This is a genomic window from Staphylococcus sp. KUGN1 (assembly GCF_045984185.1).
Classification (GTDB): domain Bacteria; phylum Bacillota; class Bacilli; order Staphylococcales; family Staphylococcaceae; genus Staphylococcus; species Staphylococcus warneri_A.
On sequence record NZ_JBJQIL010000001.1, the window covers coordinates 304,271 to 320,775 of the forward strand.

General features: G+C 32.3%; 19 protein-coding genes and 1 riboswitch. Of the genes, 17 read left to right on the forward strand and 2 right to left on the reverse strand.

Annotation, left to right across the window (positions count from 1 at the left end):
* Positions 1–49 precede the first annotated feature (49 nt).
* Positions 50–589, forward strand: a complete 540-nt coding sequence (locus ACJQQZ_RS01545) for a nitroreductase family protein (protein WP_002465937.1) — start codon at positions 50–52, stop codon at positions 587–589.
* A 108-nt stretch (positions 590–697) separates the two neighbouring features.
* On the opposite strand, the gene ACJQQZ_RS01550 is transcribed toward ACJQQZ_RS01545, so the two are convergent.
* The gene (locus ACJQQZ_RS01550) at positions 698–1,021 is read right to left on the reverse strand and encodes a thioredoxin family protein (RefSeq protein ID WP_002450859.1); all 324 of its coding nucleotides are present in this window, start codon (positions 1,019–1,021) and stop codon (positions 698–700) included.
* 140 nt (positions 1,022–1,161) lie between these two features.
* On the opposite strand from ACJQQZ_RS01550, the gene ACJQQZ_RS01555 reads away from it, so the two are divergent.
* The 8 genes from ACJQQZ_RS01555 to ACJQQZ_RS01590 all read left to right on the forward strand — a co-directional run bounded on the left by ACJQQZ_RS01555 (position 1,162) and on the right by ACJQQZ_RS01590 (position 6,433).
* On the forward strand, positions 1,162–1,515 hold the full coding sequence (locus ACJQQZ_RS01555) for an arsenate reductase family protein (RefSeq protein ID WP_002450858.1): 354 nt from the start codon (positions 1,162–1,164) through the stop codon (positions 1,513–1,515).
* Between the two features lie 176 nt (positions 1,516–1,691).
* Complete coding sequence (gene gcvH, locus ACJQQZ_RS01560) at positions 1,692–2,072, forward strand: glycine cleavage system protein GcvH (RefSeq protein WP_002450857.1); 381 nt, start codon at positions 1,692–1,694, stop codon at positions 2,070–2,072.
* Positions 2,073–2,380: 308 nt separating this feature from the next.
* On the forward strand, positions 2,381–2,767 hold the full coding sequence (locus ACJQQZ_RS01565) for a toprim domain-containing protein (RefSeq protein WP_002450856.1): 387 nt from the start codon (positions 2,381–2,383) through the stop codon (positions 2,765–2,767).
* Positions 2,760–3,056, forward strand: coding sequence for a thioredoxin family protein (locus ACJQQZ_RS01570; protein WP_002450855.1), 297 nt, complete (start codon positions 2,760–2,762; stop codon positions 3,054–3,056). The genes ACJQQZ_RS01565 and ACJQQZ_RS01570 overlap by 8 nt, the downstream gene beginning before the upstream one ends.
* Before the next feature lie 57 nt (positions 3,057–3,113).
* A riboswitch (SAM riboswitch) is annotated at positions 3,114–3,216 on the forward strand.
* A gap of 90 nt (positions 3,217–3,306) precedes the next feature.
* Complete coding sequence (locus ACJQQZ_RS01575) at positions 3,307–4,332, forward strand: methionine ABC transporter ATP-binding protein (RefSeq protein ID WP_124228469.1); 1,026 nt, start codon at positions 3,307–3,309, stop codon at positions 4,330–4,332.
* Positions 4,325–5,020, forward strand: a complete 696-nt coding sequence (locus tag ACJQQZ_RS01580) for a methionine ABC transporter permease (protein ID WP_002450853.1) — start codon at positions 4,325–4,327, stop codon at positions 5,018–5,020. The genes ACJQQZ_RS01575 and ACJQQZ_RS01580 overlap by 8 nt, the downstream gene beginning before the upstream one ends.
* An 18-nt stretch (positions 5,021–5,038) precedes the next feature.
* Positions 5,039–5,848, forward strand: coding sequence for a MetQ/NlpA family ABC transporter substrate-binding protein (locus ACJQQZ_RS01585; protein ID WP_002467439.1), 810 nt, complete (start codon positions 5,039–5,041; stop codon positions 5,846–5,848).
* A gap of 414 nt (positions 5,849–6,262) precedes the next feature.
* Complete coding sequence (locus ACJQQZ_RS01590; protein ID WP_171001918.1) at positions 6,263–6,433, forward strand: CsbD family protein; 171 nt, start codon at positions 6,263–6,265, stop codon at positions 6,431–6,433.
* A gap of 54 nt (positions 6,434–6,487) precedes the next feature.
* Here ACJQQZ_RS01590 and popT read toward each other — a convergent pair whose 3' ends face one another.
* Positions 6,488–7,348 carry a polyprenyl-phosphate transporter PopT gene (gene popT, locus ACJQQZ_RS01595; protein WP_075778054.1) on the reverse strand — a complete coding sequence of 287 codons (861 nt, stop codon included), beginning with the start codon at positions 7,346–7,348 and terminating at the stop codon, positions 6,488–6,490.
* Positions 7,349–7,669: 321 nt separating this feature from the next.
* Here popT and sufC point away from each other — a divergent pair, with 321 nt between their 5' ends.
* The 8 genes from sufC (at position 7,670) to ACJQQZ_RS01635 (ending at position 16,495) form a co-directional block, all read left to right on the forward strand.
* The gene (sufC, locus tag ACJQQZ_RS01600; RefSeq protein WP_002450848.1) at positions 7,670–8,431 is read left to right on the forward strand and encodes a Fe-S cluster assembly ATPase SufC; all 762 of its coding nucleotides are present in this window, start codon (positions 7,670–7,672) and stop codon (positions 8,429–8,431) included.
* Positions 8,432–8,536: 105 nt separating this feature from the next.
* On the forward strand, positions 8,537–9,844 hold the full coding sequence (gene sufD, locus ACJQQZ_RS01605) for a Fe-S cluster assembly protein SufD (RefSeq protein WP_124228468.1): 1,308 nt from the start codon (positions 8,537–8,539) through the stop codon (positions 9,842–9,844).
* A gap of 36 nt (positions 9,845–9,880) precedes the next feature.
* A complete protein-coding gene (locus ACJQQZ_RS01610; RefSeq protein ID WP_171970113.1) occupies positions 9,881–11,131 on the forward strand; it encodes a cysteine desulfurase in 1,251 nt (416 codons plus the stop codon).
* A complete protein-coding gene (gene sufU / locus ACJQQZ_RS01615) occupies positions 11,121–11,582 on the forward strand; it encodes a Fe-S cluster assembly sulfur transfer protein SufU (protein ID WP_002450845.1) in 462 nt (153 codons plus the stop codon). Before ACJQQZ_RS01610 ends, sufU begins: the two co-directional genes overlap by 11 nt.
* Before the next feature lie 173 nt (positions 11,583–11,755).
* Positions 11,756–13,153 (forward strand): Fe-S cluster assembly protein SufB, encoded by a 1,398-nt coding sequence (sufB, locus tag ACJQQZ_RS01620; protein ID WP_002450844.1) that lies wholly within the window; start codon positions 11,756–11,758, stop codon positions 13,151–13,153.
* 222 nt (positions 13,154–13,375) lie between these two features.
* On the forward strand, positions 13,376–14,404 hold the full coding sequence (locus ACJQQZ_RS01625; protein WP_124228467.1) for a hemolysin family protein: 1,029 nt from the start codon (positions 13,376–13,378) through the stop codon (positions 14,402–14,404).
* A 14-nt stretch (positions 14,405–14,418) separates the two neighbouring features.
* Positions 14,419–15,489 (forward strand): NAD(P)H-dependent flavin oxidoreductase, encoded by a 1,071-nt coding sequence (locus ACJQQZ_RS01630; RefSeq protein ID WP_124228466.1) that lies wholly within the window; start codon positions 14,419–14,421, stop codon positions 15,487–15,489.
* A gap of 157 nt (positions 15,490–15,646) precedes the next feature.
* The gene (locus tag ACJQQZ_RS01635; RefSeq protein WP_124228465.1) at positions 15,647–16,495 is read left to right on the forward strand and encodes a DUF72 domain-containing protein; all 849 of its coding nucleotides are present in this window, start codon (positions 15,647–15,649) and stop codon (positions 16,493–16,495) included.
* The last annotated feature ends 10 nt before the right edge of the window (positions 16,496–16,505 follow it).

Here is a 16,505-nt window from a genome sequence, read left to right on the forward strand (position 1 = left end):
ATTTTATAATTGATAAAGATTATCAATGAACGAAGAAGGAGCGATATGATTGGAACTACAAGATGCAATATCAAATAGAAGAAGCGTCAAGAAGTTTAAACACGATATGACTATCGATGATAATGCTTTATATGAAGCTATAGAAAAAGCTACCGATGCTCCTAACCATGGTATGAGAGAACCTTGGCGAGTTGTACATGTTGCTAAAGATAGATTAGGAAATATGAGTGAAGATATTACACGCTTTGCTTTCCCAGATAGTCCTGAAAAGCGAGCAGATCATTATGATAAAGTGACGAAATTAGGCGGTATGTTGTTGTTGATTATGAAAGCTGATCCAAGACAACGTCAAAATAGAGAAAATTACTTTGCATTCGGTGCATTTGCCCAAAATTTAATGTTATTACTTTATGAAGCGGGTATCGGTACATGTTGGAAATCGCCTGCATATATTTTTGAACCTAAAATACGTAAAGCATTAAATATTGAAGATGATGAAATTTTAGCAGGATTCTTATATCTTACCGATTTAGAAGAACCAATGACAAAAGCTAAACGTAAGAATAGAGATTTAATCTCAGAGTATTAAAGTGATTATATAGAGCTATAATCAAATAAGGTCGAGACCATAACTAAGTCATAAACCATAAAGTGGTTACTTATGATACTTAATTAGTGTCTCGACCATTTTTGTATATTATTTATTGAATGTTTCGTCTAAGAATGATTCTACTTGTTCAGGTGATTTAGCGTTTGCTGAGTGTAAATGAGCTAACTTTTCACCATTTTTAAATACTAAAATACTTGGAATACCCATAACATCATTTTCAGCAGTTACATCTTCTAATTCATCACGATTAACAGTATACCATTCATAATCTTTATATTTTTCAACGATAGGGTCTATCCACATATCCATTGCTTTACAATCAGGGCACCAGCCTGCTTCGAATTTGACGATGACAGGTTGATCGTTTTGGACAGTGTTGTTAAATTGTTCAGTTGTTTTAATACTTTCCATTTATAAAAGCTCCTTTGAAAAAGTTTAGTAAATTTATTATAACGGATGGAAATACTTAAATAAAAAAATAAGCTTAAAAAGTAGAGCGTTTTCTAAAATAACATGATATATTGGATTTAAGAGATAAAGGAGGCAAATCGATGATTAAATTTTACCAATATGCTAATTGTACAACTTGCAAAAAAGCAGCTAAATTTTTAGATGAATACGGTGTAAGTTATGAACCTATTGATATCGTTCAACATACACCTACGAAAAATGAATTTAAAGAAATAGTAGATAAAACTGGTGTAGATACTAAAAAATTATTTAATACGCACGGTGCCAAATATCGTGAATTAGATTTAAAAAATAAATTAAATGACTTATCAGACGAAGAACGTTTTGAATTACTTGCTTCAGATGGCATGTTAGTGAAACGTCCGTTAGCTATATTAGGTGATAAGATTACATTAGGCTTTAAAGAAGAAGAATATAAAAATACTTGGTTATAAAAGTAGATTGTTTCAAATTATAAAAAGTGAACTTTCATTTTAATAAAGTTATAAAAATAGCAATTTACATTTTTAAACCCGAATATTTTAAGGTTTAAAATTTTTAGATAATAGTTGATTGATAATTGCGGGTATGGCATCATTAAAATGTACTTAAAATTAGGAGGGGATTTATCGTGGCAGTACCAAACGAATTTAAATACTCTAAAGAACACGAATGGGTTAAAGTTGAAGGAAATGTAGCGACAATTGGTATTACTGAATATGCTCAAAATGAGTTAGGTGATATCGTATTCGTTGAATTACCTGAAACTGATGATGAATTAAACGAAGGCGACACTTTCGGTAGTGTTGAATCTGTAAAAACTGTATCTGAATTATATGCACCAATTACTGGTAAAGTAGTTGAAGTTAATGAAGAATTAGAAGATAGTCCTGAATTTGTAAACGAATCACCATATGAAAAAGCATGGATGGTTAAAGTAGAAATTAGCGACGAAAGCCAAATTGACGAATTATTATCAGCAGATCAATATTCAGAAATGATTGGCGAATAATATTAGTAAACTCCTCGATCTCGTATCAAGGAGTTTTTTTAGTGTTTTTTAAATCTTTAGATTTTGAAAACACTTATGCCATTGCGAAAGCAAAGGCGACCCGAATGCAAGGAATATATATAAGCAAGAGTACATACAATTTGATGAACTTAGATTAAAAAACATTTATGACATTTGTAAAAATGATATTAACAGTGTAATAAAATGGTTAATTCATTTTAAGTTTTTGCAGTATATGTTTTATAAGCAGAATCCTCGTGGAAATGAATAGTGATAGTTAATTTTCGATTTTTAAAGGGTGAATACTTATGACTATTGTGAACAAAGTAATCATTGTTGAAGGTAAATCTGATAAAAAAAGAGTGCAGCAAGTCATCGCAGAACCGGTAAGTATTATCTGTACGCATGGTACTATGAGTATAGATAAGATCGATGATATGATAGAATCACTTTATGGTAAACAAGTTTTCGTCTTAGCTGATTCAGATGACGAAGGGGATCGAATTAGAAAATGGTTCAAACGATATTTAAGTGAGTCTGAACATATTTTTGTAGATAAAACATTTTGCGAAGTGGCAAACTGTCCTAAAAATTATTTAGCACATGTACTTACCAAACATGGATTTAATTGCAAGAAAGAGAAATCCCTTATACCTAATTTAAAAACTGAAAGGTTAGTTTTAGTGAATGAGTAAATCTATAGAAATAGACGATGTGACAGAAAATTTTGGAGAAGAAAAACATCTTATTTTCGGGTATACGCCAACATGTGGGACGTGTAAAGTGTCTGAAAGAATGTTGGATATAGCAAATGAAATCTTGAAACTCCCCGTTAAGAAAATCGATATGAACTTTCATCCGAAATTTAGTGAAACACATCAAATTATGTCAGTACCAGTATTAATGTTAATGAATAAGGATAAAGAAGTGAAAAGGTTGTATGCATTTAGGTCTGTTCCTTATTTGTTAGAAAATTTAAAATAATTATTGACGAATCTCTACCGTGATGGTAGGATTAAATAAAATTAAATCATGCAAACACTCTTATCGAGAGAGGTGGAGGGATGTGCCCTACGAAGCCCGGCAACCGTCTTATATAGAAATGGTGCCAATTCACATAAAGGTAAACTTTAGAAGATGAGAGAAAGATATTTTAAAATGCTTTCTCAAACAGTCTAAAGTTTTGAGGAAGCATTTTTTAATTTGTATTAGTTATAAACAAGGAGGCATTAACGTGATTGAGTTAAAACAAATCGTGAAACGATATCATACGAAAAATAAAGACGTACTCGCTGTAGATCACGTTGATTTAAACATTCAATCCGGTTCCATTTTTGGGGTGATTGGTTTTTCTGGAGCAGGTAAGAGTACTTTAATTAGAATGTTTAATAATTTAGAAGCACCCACTTCTGGAGAAGTTATTATTGATGGAGATAATATAAGTCAATTATCGAAGTCAGATTTACGTAAGAAACGCCAAAAAGTAAGTATGATTTTCCAACATTTTAATTTACTATGGTCGAGAACAGTTCTTAAAAATATTACATTCCCACTAGAAATTGCAGGCTTATGTAGAGGAGAAGCTAAACGTAAGGCCAATGAATTAATAGAACTTGTAGGGTTGAAAGGTCGAGAAAATGCATATCCATCTGAGTTGTCTGGTGGACAAAAACAAAGAGTGGGTATTGCTAGAGCATTAGCCAATGATCCGACAGTATTGCTTTGTGATGAAGCAACGAGTGCACTTGATCCTCAAACTACAGATGAAATATTAGACTTATTATTAAAAATACGTGAGCAACAAAATTTAACAATCGTGTTAATCACGCATGAAATGCAAGTCATTCGCCGAATATGTGATGAAGTTGCAGTTATGGAAAACGGACGAGTGATAGAACAAGGTCAAGTAAGCCAGGTATTTGAAAATCCACAACACGAGGTAACACGACGATTTGTAAAAGATGATTTAAATGAGGATTTTGAAGAGTCATTAGATGCATTAGAACCATTAGATAACAATGCATACATAGTTCGATTAAACTTTAACGGTGAAAATACAACTCAACCGATTATATCGTACATTACGAAAACACATCAGATTGAAGTCAACATTTTGGAAGCTGACATTAAGAATACAAGAAATGGTACGTTAGGATTTTTAGTCGTCCATATACCTTTTATAAGTTCTGAAAATTTTGAAGATTTCAAAAATAATCTTCATGAGAAACATGTGAATGTGGAGGTGTTAAGACATGGGTAAGTCAGTTGGAGAAATACTCCAAGAAATGATTACAATGCCAAACGTCCAATGGCCAGAAGTTTGGCAAGCCATTGTTGAAACACTTTATATGACTGTTGTATCAACAATATTTGCTTTTATATTTGGATTGATTTTAGGTGTTTTATTATTTTTATCAGCTAAGAGTCATTCGAAAGTTGCAAGAATTTTTTATTCAATTGTTTCATTTATAGTGAACTTATTTAGAGCGATACCGTTCATCATTTTAATCCTTTTATTAATACCATTTACAAGTGTTGTATTAGGTACAATAAGTGGTCCAACAGGTGCATTGCCTGCCTTAATCATAGGTGCAGCGCCATTCTATGCTAGATTAGTAGAAATTGCTTTCAAAGAAATAGATAAAGGGGTAATTGAAGCAGCATGGTCTATGGGTGCTAATACTTGGACTGTAGTAAGAAAAGTATTACTACCTGAAGCAATGCCGGCGTTAGTATCAGGCTTGACAGTAACAGCAATTGCATTAGTAGGATCTACAGCAATTGCCGGCGTTATTGGTGCGGGTGGTTTAGGTAACTTAGCATACTTAACTGGTTTCACTCGAAATCAAAATGACGTTATTTTAGTTTCAACAGTTTTCATCTTAATTATTGTATTCATCATCCAATTTATTGGTGATTGGGTTACAAATAAAATTGATAAACGCTAAAGAAAAGGGGATAAATCAATGAAGAAAATTTTAGGTATTTTATTATTACTATCTTTAACCGTAGCATTAGCAGCATGTGGAGGTAAGGATGATGACAAGACGATTAAAGTCGGAGCTTCACCTGCACCACACGCAGAAATTCTAGAAAAAGCCAAACCATTATTAGAGAAAAAAGGTTATAAATTAGATATTCAAACAATCAATGACTATACAACGCCTAACAAATTATTAGATAAAGGTGAATTAGATGCCAACTTCTTCCAACACACACCTTACTTAAAAACTGAAAGTAAAGAAAAAGGATACAAAATTGAGTCAGCTGGTGACGTAGAATTAGAACCAATGGCAGTTTACTCTAAAAAATACAAAAGTTTAAAAGATTTACCTAAAGGCGCAACAGTATACGTATCTAACAACCCTGCAGAACAAGGTCGTTTCCTTAAATTCTTCGTGGATGAAGGATTAATTAAAATTAAAAAAGGTGTTAAAATTGAAGATGCAAAATTCAGTGACATCACTGAAAATAAAAAAGATATCAAATTTAATAACAAACAATCAGCAGAATTCTTGCCTAAAATCTATCAAAAACAAGATGCAGATGCAGTGATTATTAACTCAAACTATGCTATTGATCAAAAATTAAATCCTAAAAAAGATTCAATCGCATATGAAAAAGCTAAAGATAATCCATATGCTAACTTAATCGCAGTTAAAGATGGACATAAAGATGATAAGAAAATTAAAGAATTAATGAAAGTTTTACGTTCAAAAGAAATTAAAGACTACATTAATAAAAAATATGATGGTGCCGTTGTGCCAGCAGAATAATGATTGAAACAGTAAAATCCTCAAGACGAAAATGCTTGAGGATTTTTGTATATTTAAATGTTGATTCAATCCATAGTTATCCAATAGCTCATTTTAATATGTTATAAAATAACAATATTAATGAAGCAATGAGTAGAAGTACAGAAGGTAACATGGAATTATGATTAGGCTTAGTGAATTGATTTTTAATAATTAAAATTAAAGATATTAATATTAATAAAGTTGCTAATAAATGAATGATCAATACTAACATTAAACCACTCCTTTCTTGCAAGCATAACATAATGAAAAAGGCATTATTTTCATAATAAACACTCAATTAATATAAATTTTTTGATAATAAATGTTTATATAGTACGAATAGTGGTATAAATTAATCATAATAACTTACAAAATAAATTCTAGGAGGAATTCATCATGGCTGAAGATAAATTCGAACAAGCAAAAGGTAATGTAAAAGAAACTGTAGGTAACGTAACTGATAATGAAAACCTTGAAAAAGAAGGTAAAGAAGATAAAGCTTCTGGTAAAGTTAAAGAAGCAGTAAATAACGTTATCGACAAAGTAAAAGGTAACAAAGAATAATTATTAAATAATCAAAAGGCTCTCATACACCAAAGTGTTTGAGAGCCTTTCTTTTTATATTTGTTCTTCATTTTTAGCAGTTATTTGTCCTAAGACATAGCTAACGATAAAGCCAATAATTAAAGTGACAATTGAAATGATCCATGTCAAAGCGGAATGAGGTAAACCTGGATAAACGGCAAATATAGATCCAATAACGAAGCCTATAATTAATGCAAATGTCATGGTTGTATGATGATGTAACAAGTATTGGATTAATTTACTTGAAACTAAGAATCCAGTTAGGATACCTAAACCTACAATTAAAAGTATGGGTAAAGCGTTGAAATTAAATTTAACTAATTCAGATATAGCAAACATTACAGTACCATAAGCACCAAATATAAGTAACATAAATGAACCAGAGATTCCTGGTAAGAGCATTGCACTAGAAGCGCATATACCTGCAATATAATATTTAATAATAAGACTAGTAGATAAAGATAATGTTTCTCCTGTGTGCTTGTCTCCACCATTAAGTAAAGTCATAATCACTAATATTGCGATGCCAACCAAAACTACAATGTAATGCTTTGCTTTGAAAGTAGATTTAAAACGTGACACTTTAAGAAGGTAAGGAATGATACCGATGATTAAACCAGTAAAAAAGAACATCGTTGGAATTTCATGTGTACTAAGTAAATAGTTAAATAGATTACTTAATATACCGATTGCTAAAAGCATTCCTATTATAATAGGTAATAAAAATTTCAAACTAGGCCAAAATCTTCTAGAAAATAAGCCACTGATGGAACTAATAAAACCATCATAAATGCCAAGTAAAAGTGCTATAGTACCACCACTAACACCAGGTACTAAATCACTCGTACCCATACCAAAACCTTTTAATACATTAATCCATTTAAAGTTTTTCATTAATGTCTCCTTTCTTAACCCTAAAAGGTTAAAGTGTATAATAACATAATTCATTGGTTTGGGTTAAATAAAACAACTATTTGTCTAAAAAGTGTCTATTGAGAAAGATGCATATTTCGTTATCATTTGAAATAACTAAAAACAATAGATGAAAATCGTTTTTTGAAAAGAATAACTCTAATTTACGGTTTTAAAAAGTTTATATTCTCCTGTAAGTACGTTATAATGAACAGGATTGAAAATTCCAAAGGCTTTTTGACTACAGATTAAAATTATTATAAACTAGTTAAGAAAACTTTATATTTTATGGAGGGAATATAAATGTCATCAACATTAGAAATTAAAGACCTACACGTGTCTATTGACGATAAAGAAATTTTAAAAGGTGTTAATTTAACAATTAATACTGGGGAAATTCATGCCATTATGGGACCAAATGGTACTGGTAAATCAACGTTATCATCTGCAATTATGGGTCATCCAAGCTATGAGGTAACACAAGGTGAAGTGTTACTTGATGGTGTTAACATTTTAGAATTAGAAGTTGATGAAAGAGCTAAAGCAGGATTATTCTTAGCAATGCAATATCCTTCTGAAATTACAGGTGTTACTAACGCTGATTTCATGCGTTCAGCAATCAATGCTAAACGTGAAGAAGGACAAGAAATCAACTTAATGCAATTTATTAAAAAATTGGATAAAGAAATGGATTTCTTAGATATTGACCAAGATATGGCACAACGTTATCTAAATGAAGGTTTCTCAGGCGGAGAGAAAAAACGTAATGAAATCCTACAATTGATGATGTTAGAACCTAAATTTGCAATTTTAGATGAAATTGACTCAGGTTTAGATATCGATGCGTTAAAAGTAGTATCTAAAGGTATTAATCAAATGCGTGGAGAAGATTTCGGTGCATTAATGATTACTCACTATCAACGTTTATTAAATTATATTACACCAGACAAAGTACATGTTATGTATGGAGGTAAAGTAGTTAAATCTGGTGGACCAGAGTTAGCGAAACGCCTTGAAGAAGAAGGTTACGAATGGGTTAAAGAAGAATTTGGTGCAGCTGAATAATCGATATTGATACATCGATTGTAAGCTCGTTGAGATGTTCGTATAAATGATGAAACTGAACATTGACTTATTAATACTATTTCATCAAGTGGGAGGATAAGAGTTATGACAACTGAAACTTTGAACATTTCTGAAGAACAACTTGTTGATTATTCAAAAGCGCACAATGAACCTTCTTGGATGACAGAATTACGTAAAAAAGCGTTGAAATTAACAGAAACTTTAGAAATGCCAAAACCTGATAAAACAAAATTAAGAAAATGGGACTTTGATAGTTTTAAACAACATCACACTGAAGGTAGTGTATATCAAAGTTTAGAAGAATTACCTGAATCAGTTAAGAAGATTATCGATGTTGAAAATACTGAAAACTTAGTTATTCAACATAATAATGATTTAGCGTATACACAAGTTTCTGAACAAGCTAAAAATGATGGTGTCATTATTGAAGGTTTATCAGAAGCACTTGTTAATCATAGTGATTTAGTTCAAAAATATTATATGACAGATGCTGTAAATGTTGATGAACATCGTTTAACGGCTTTACACACTGCTTTAGTGAATGGTGGCGTATTCGTATACGTACCTAAGAATGTAGTCGTTGAGCATCCGGTACAATATGTTGTGTTACATGATGATGAAAGTACAAGTTTTTATAATCATGTCATCATAGTTACTGAGCAAAGTGCAGAAGTAACTTATGTCGAAAACTATTTATCAAATGCAAGCGGTGAAGGAAATCAAATTAATATCGTTTCTGAAGTTATCGCAGGTGCAAATTCTAATATCACATATGGTTCAGTAGACTATTTAGATAAAGGATTTACTGGACATATTATTAGAAGAGGTACTACTGAAGCGGATGCATCAATTAATTGGGCTTTAGGATTAATGAATGAAGGAAGCCAAATTATTGATAATACAACTAACTTAATGGGTGATCGTTCAACAAGTGAACTTAAATCAGTTGTAGTCGGTACTGGCGATCAAAAAATCAATTTAACTTCTAAAATTGTCCAATATGGTAAAGAGACAGATGGCTATATCTTAAAACATGGTGTAATGAAAGAAAATGCATCTTCTGTATTTAACGGTATTGGCTACATCAAACATGGTGGTACTAAATCAATTGCTAACCAAGAATCACGTGTATTAATGCTTTCTGAAAATGCACGAGGAGATGCTAACCCAATTTTATTAATTGATGAAGATGATGTAGAAGCAGGACACGCAGCATCTGTAGGTCGTGTAGATCCAGAACAACTATACTACTTAATGAGCCGTGGTATTTCTAGAAGAGAAGCTGAACGCTTAGTTATCCATGGATTCTTAGACCCAGTTGTTAGAGAATTGCCAATTGAAGACGTAAAACGTCAATTAAGAGAAGTTATTGAGCTTAAAGTATCTAAGTAAACATACAAATAAGAGATTTTTAATTAAAGAAAGGTCGTGAATAAAGTGGCCGAACAATCATTTGACGTTAATGAAGTTATTAAAGATTTTCCAATTTTAGAGCAACAAGTTAATGGCAAACGTTTAGCTTATCTTGATTCAACTGCGACAAGCCAAACACCAGTTCAAGTATTAAATGTATTAGATGATTATTATAAGCGCTATAACTCTAATGTACACAGAGGTGTTCATACATTAGGTTCGTTAGCTACAGATGGATATGAAAGTGCTCGTGAAACAGTAAGACGTTTCATTAATGCAAAATATTTTGAGGAAATCATCTTTACACGAGGTACAACAGCGTCTATTAACATTGTTGCGCATAGCTATGGTGATGCTCATGTTGAAGAAGGTGATGAAATTGTAGTTACTGAAATGGAGCATCACGCTAATATCGTGCCATGGCAACAACTTGCCAAACGTAAAAAGGCATCATTAAAGTTCATCCCAATGACTGATCAAGGTGAACTCAATATCGATGACATTAAAGCAACAATTAATGATAAAACTAAGATTGTTGCTATCGCGCATGTTTCTAATGTATTAGGGACAATTAATGATGTAAAAACGATAGCAGAAATTGCACACCAACATGGTGCTATCATTAGTGTTGATGGTGCACAAGCAGCGCCACATATGGCATTAGATATGCAAGATATTGATGCAGACTTTTATAGTTTTAGTGGTCATAAAATGTTAGGACCTACAGGTATCGGTGTGTTATATGGTAAGCGCGATCTACTTAAAGACATGGAACCTGTTGAATTTGGTGGCGATATGATTGATTTTGTAAGTAAGTATGATGCTACGTGGGCAGACTTACCAACTAAATTCGAAGCAGGAACACCTTTAATTGCACAAGCAATTGGTTTAGCCGAAGCCATACGTTACATTGAAAAATTAGGATTCGAAGCTATCCATCAACATGAAAAAGAATTAACAGAGTATGCATACGAACAACTATCAGAAATTGAAGGTTTAGACATTTATGGCCCGCCTAAAGATAGACGTGCAGGTGTCATTACATTTAATTTAGCTGATATTCATCCGCATGATGTTGCAACTGCTGTTGATACAGAAGGTGTTGCGGTAAGAGCAGGACACCATTGTGCGCAACCATTAATGAAATGGTTAGGCGTTTCTTCAACTGCCAGAGCAAGCTTTTATGTATACAATAATAAGCAAGACATCGACCAATTTGTATATGCATTGAAACAAACGAAGGAGTTTTTCTCTTATGAATTTTAATAATTTAGATCAACTTTATCGATCTGTAATTATGGATCATTATAAAAATCCTAGAAACAAGGGCGTATTAGACAATGGCTCGATGACTGTTGATATGAATAATCCAACATGTGGTGACCGTATTCGACTTACCTTTGATATAGAAGATGGCGTTATTAATGATGCTAAATTTGAAGGTGAAGGTTGTTCAATCTCTATGTCTAGTGCTTCAATGATGACTGAAGCGGTAAAAGGTCATACATTAGCTGAAGCAATGCAAATGAGTCAAGAATTCACGAAAATGATGCTAGGTGAAGACTACGAAATTACTGAAGAAATGGGAGACATTGAAGCATTACAAGGTGTTTCTCAATTCCCTGCACGTATTAAGTGTGCCACTTTAGCTTGGAAAGCGCTCGAAAAAGGGACAGTTGAAAAAGAAGGTAAATCAGAAGGAACTACAGAAGAATAAAACTGGAGATGTTTCTATCTGACATAACGGGTAAACATAAACTAGATAATGAATATTATCATTCATGTTGGCTTTTTACTTTCCTTAATCGTTGTTATAATATGATAACAATTTAATACTTGTAATTAAAAATCTCGCACATGACGTTTAAATATATATAAGGAGTGATTGAAATGGCTAAAAAAGCACCTGATGTTGGGGATTACAAATATGGTTTCCACGACGAAGATGTTTCCATTTTCAGATCAGAACGAGGTCTAACTGAAAATATAGTTAGAGAAATTTCAAAAATGAAAGATGAACCTGAATGGATGCTTGATTTCCGTTTGAAAGCTTTAAAATTATTCTATAAAATGCCAATGCCTCAATGGGGTGGCGACTTATCAGAATTAGACTTTGATGACATTACTTACTACGTAAAACCATCAGAACATACTGAACGTTCATGGGATGAAGTACCTGAAGAAATCAAACGTACATTTGATAAATTAGGTATTCCTGAAGCTGAACAAAAATATTTAGCAGGTGTATCTGCTCAATATGAATCCGAAGTTGTTTATCACAACATGGAAAAAGAATTAGAAGAAAAAGGTATCATCTTCAAAGACACTGATAGTGCATTACGTGAAAACGAAGATTTATTCCGTGAGTATTTTGCAACAGTTATTCCAGCAGCTGACAACAAATTCGCGGCATTAAATTCAGCTGTTTGGTCAGGTGGATCATTTATTTACGTACCTAAAAACGTTAAATTAGATACACCATTGCAAGCTTATTTCCGTATTAACTCTGAAAACATGGGACAATTTGAACGTACATTAATCATTGCTGATGAAGGTGCTTCAGTAAACTATGTAGAAGGTTGTACTGCACCTGTTTATACAACAAGCTCTCTACACTCAGCAGTAGTTGAAATTATTGTTCATAAAGATGCACACGTACGTTATACTACAATTCAAAACTGGGCAAATAATGTTTATAACTTAGTTACTAAACGTACATTTGTTCATGAGAATGGTAATATGGAATGGGTTGACGGTAACTTAGGTTCTAAATTGACGATGAAATACCCTAACTGTGTATTACTTGGTGAAGGTGCAAAAGGTAGCACATTATCAATTGCATTTGCAGGTAAAGGACAAGTTCAAGACGCAGGTGCAAAAATGATTCATAAAGCACCAAATACGTCTTCTACTATTGTTTCTAAATCAATTTCTAAAAATGGTGGTAAAGTTATCTATCGTGGTATTGTTCATTTTGGACGAAAAGCGAAAGGTGCGCGTTCAAATATCGAATGTGACACATTAATTTTAGATAATGAATCAACTTCAGATACAATTCCATATAATGAGGTATTTAACGATAATATTTCATTAGAACACGAAGCTAAAGTTTCTAAAGTATCAGAAGAACAATTATTCTATTTAATGAGTCGTGGTATCTCTGAAGAAGAAGCGACTGAAATGATTGTTATGGGCTTCATTGAACCATTTACAAAAGAATTACCAATGGAATATGCGGTAGAAATGAATAGATTAATCAAATTCGAAATGGAAGGATCTATTGGTTAATTGTAACTTATAGATGAACATCGTTTGATATAATTTGAGATATCAATCTCAGTCATTGCTAGCCAATGGATTTTATGATCCGTTGGCTAGTTTTTTTATTTGGGTATTTCAAGTAAAATACTTTATAAGTTCACGCTATGGACTGAATAGTTTAAAAAACTTATTCAAGGGAATGTTTTAATTATTATTAAAGAAAATTTGTATGAATAAGGAGTATGCCTCATGATTATAGCTATCATATTCTTATTAATCGTATCATTCTATTTATCACTTAGTGAAACAGCGTTAACGGCAGCAAATAAAAGTAAATTTCAGACTGAAGCGAAAAATGGTGATAAAAGGTCACAAAAACTTTCCCAATTATTAGATAAACCAAGTGAGTTTATAACAACTATATTAATCATAAAAAATATAAGTAATATTATATTGCCAGTGTTTGGTACCATTCTTGCTATAAAAATGCAATTTAATGTATTAGCTGTGCTAGTCATCATGATTATATTCATTGTATTAGTATCTGAAGTGATACCCAAAGCAATCGCAGCAGCAAATCCTGATAAAACATCACGTATTGTTTATCCAATCATTCGCACATTAGTTATTATTCTTAAGCCAATTACAAAATTGTTGAATACTATAACAAGTAAAATTAGTAAATCATTATCAAAAGATAGAGCTGATGATAATCAGTATACTAAAGAAGAAATACGTACAATGTTGATTGTGGCAGGACGTGAAGGTGCATTTAATGAGACAGAACAAAATCGATTAAAAGGTGTATTAGATTTCGAAAACCTTAAAATAAAAGATGTAGATACAACTCCGCGTATTAATGTTGTAGCATTTCCAAAAGATATTTCATTTGATGAAGCATATGACACCGTTATGAAAGAACCATATACCCGTTATCCAATTTATGATGAAGATATAGATCATGTCATAGGTGTATTCCATTCTAAATATCTGTTAGCATGGAGTAAGAAAAAATACGAATCAATAACTAATTTCTCATCAGAACCATTATTCGTAAATGAACATAATAGGGCTGAATGGGTACTTAGAAAAATGACGATATCTAGAAAACATTTAGCAATCGTACTAGACGAATTTGGTGGAACAGATGCAATCGTGTCACATGAAGATTTAATTGAAGAGCTGCTAGGAATGGAAATTGAAGATGAATTAGATAAAGAAGAAGAAGAAAAATTAGAAAATCAAACCTATCTCAATAAAACGAAGCGTAACAAATAGAAAAGGTGAGTAATATGTGGAATGACAATAAGTTAACACGTCTATTAGGCATTCAATATCCAATTATTCAAGCAGGTATGGCCGGCAGTACTACTGCATCTTTAGTTGCTACTGTCAGCGAAAAAGGTGGACTTGGTACAATAGGAGCTGGATATTTTAGTATCGATCAGTTGGAAAGTGAAATTAAAGCAGTTAAAGAAAAGACCACTCAACCTTTTGGGGTCAATTTATTTGAACCTCATCAAAATGCTACAGCAAATCCACAACAGGTCGAACATATGAATGCATGGTTAAAACCGTATAGGAGAGCTTTTCATTTAGAGGAACCAGTGATTAACATAGATGAAACTCAAAAATTTAAAGAAGCTATAAATATGATTATTAAGTATAATGTACCAATCTGTAGTTTTACATTCGGTATTCCTGATGCATTAACTATTGAAAAGTTAAAAGAACATCAAGTGATATTAATTGGTACAGCAACAACAGTAGAAGAAGCTATAGAAAATGAAAAAGCAGGAATAGATATTGTTGTAGCTCAAGGAAGTGAAGCAGGTGGACATAGAGGGTCATTTTTACAAATTAGTCATAATGTAGAACCAATGGTTGGCACAATGTCTTTAGTACCTCAAGTGGTCGATCATGTATCTATACCTGTTGTCGCAGCTGGTGGTATTATGGATGAAAGAGGTTTACTTGCCAGTCTAATGTTAGGAGCACAAGGTGTGCAAATGGGAACTGCATTCTTAACTTCTCATGAAAGTGGAGCAAACGAGTTACTTAAAGACACTATATTAAAAAGTAAAGAGACTGATACAGTGGTCACTAATGTTTTTAGTGGTAAAAATGCTCGTGGCATTAATAATCAATTCGTTAAAGAAATGAGCGAATATCAAGGAGTTATACCAGATTACCCGATTCAAAACCAGTTAACTACTCAAATTAGAAAGGCTGCAGTACAACAAGGTGATAGTGAACTAACTCATATATGGAGTGGTCAATCACCAAGATTAGCTGAAAAGCAAAATGCAGCAAACTTAATAGAACGTATGGTCAGTCGTATCAGTGATATGTCCAATTTATAATTGTTAAATCAAACGCTCTCTTAAATAATTAAGGGAGCGTTTTTATTATTTGATGCATTATCTGTAGGTGCCTATAGATTAATAAGAATCTGTGAATTTGAAATAGATAAAGTGAATCGTCGTTTTATTATGTGGTATCATTAATTTGGTGATATAAATGATAAATATAGGTCTAACTGGTTGGGGAGATCATGATACATTATATGAAGATCTAGCTAGAAAATCAGATAAATTAAAAACATATGCAAGTCATTTTCCTATTGTAGAACTTGATGCATCATACTATGCGATTCAACCAGAACGAAATATCAAGAAGTGGATAAGTGAGACACCAGAAAGGTTTCAATTTGTAGTTAAAATACATCAAGCTTTGACACTACATGCAGATTTTAGAGATTTTTCAGATACACGCCAAGAACTATTTGATGCATTTAAAGAAATGTTGGCACCATTACAAGAAAGTCATAAACTAGCTATGGTACTGGTACAATTTCCACCATGGTTTGATTGTTCTAGTCAAAATATCAAGTATATTTTATATGTTAAACAACAACTGCAAGACTATCCAATGTGTGTTGAATTCAGACATCAGTCTTGGTTTAATGATCAATTTAAAGAGGAAACATTGTCCTTTTTAACTGAACATCAAATTATTCATGCAGTTGTAGATGAACCACAAGTCAAAGATGCAAGTATCCCACTTGTAAATAGAATAACCAGTGATATCGCTTTTGTTAGATATCATGGACGAAACGTACATGGTTGGACAAAAAAAGATATGACAGATCAAGAATGGCGAGATGTAAGATATTTATACAATTATAATGAAACAGAATTACTGGATTTAGCACAAAAAGTTAAAATTTTAGAACAAAAAGCTAAACAAGTATACGTTGTTTTTAATAATAATTCTGGTGGTCATGCAGCTCAAAATGCTAAAACATATCAAAATATTCTCGGTATTGACTATGAAGGACTAGCACCACAACAACTAAAATTATTCTAAGAGGCGAAAG

Bases quoted from the DNA above. Each gene is read 5' to 3' on its own strand.
- ACJQQZ_RS01550 (WP_002450859.1), bottom strand. From the start codon at position 1,021: ATGGAAAGTATTAAAACAACTGAACAATTTAACAACACTGTCCAAAAC.
- ACJQQZ_RS01555 (WP_002450858.1), top strand. From the start codon at position 1,162: ATGATTAAATTTTACCAATATGCTAATTGTACAACTTGCAAAAAAGCA.
- ACJQQZ_RS01565 (WP_002450856.1), top strand. From the start codon at position 2,381: ATGACTATTGTGAACAAAGTAATCATTGTTGAAGGTAAATCTGATAAA.
- ACJQQZ_RS01570 (WP_002450855.1), top strand. From the start codon at position 2,760: ATGAGTAAATCTATAGAAATAGACGATGTGACAGAAAATTTTGGAGAA.
- ACJQQZ_RS01580 (WP_002450853.1), top strand. From the start codon at position 4,325: ATGGGTAAGTCAGTTGGAGAAATACTCCAAGAAATGATTACAATGCCA.
- ACJQQZ_RS01585 (WP_002467439.1), top strand. From the start codon at position 5,039: ATGAAGAAAATTTTAGGTATTTTATTATTACTATCTTTAACCGTAGCA.
- popT (WP_075778054.1), bottom strand. From the start codon at position 7,348: ATGAAAAACTTTAAATGGATTAATGTATTAAAAGGTTTTGGTATGGGT.
- sufC (WP_002450848.1), top strand. From the start codon at position 7,670: ATGTCATCAACATTAGAAATTAAAGACCTACACGTGTCTATTGACGAT.
- sufD (WP_124228468.1), top strand. From the start codon at position 8,537: ATGACAACTGAAACTTTGAACATTTCTGAAGAACAACTTGTTGATTAT.
- sufU (WP_002450845.1), top strand. From the start codon at position 11,121: ATGAATTTTAATAATTTAGATCAACTTTATCGATCTGTAATTATGGAT.
- sufB (WP_002450844.1), top strand. From the start codon at position 11,756: ATGGCTAAAAAAGCACCTGATGTTGGGGATTACAAATATGGTTTCCAC.
- ACJQQZ_RS01625 (WP_124228467.1), top strand. From the start codon at position 13,376: ATGATTATAGCTATCATATTCTTATTAATCGTATCATTCTATTTATCA.
- ACJQQZ_RS01630 (WP_124228466.1), top strand. From the start codon at position 14,419: ATGTGGAATGACAATAAGTTAACACGTCTATTAGGCATTCAATATCCA.
- ACJQQZ_RS01635 (WP_124228465.1), top strand. From the start codon at position 15,647: ATGATAAATATAGGTCTAACTGGTTGGGGAGATCATGATACATTATAT.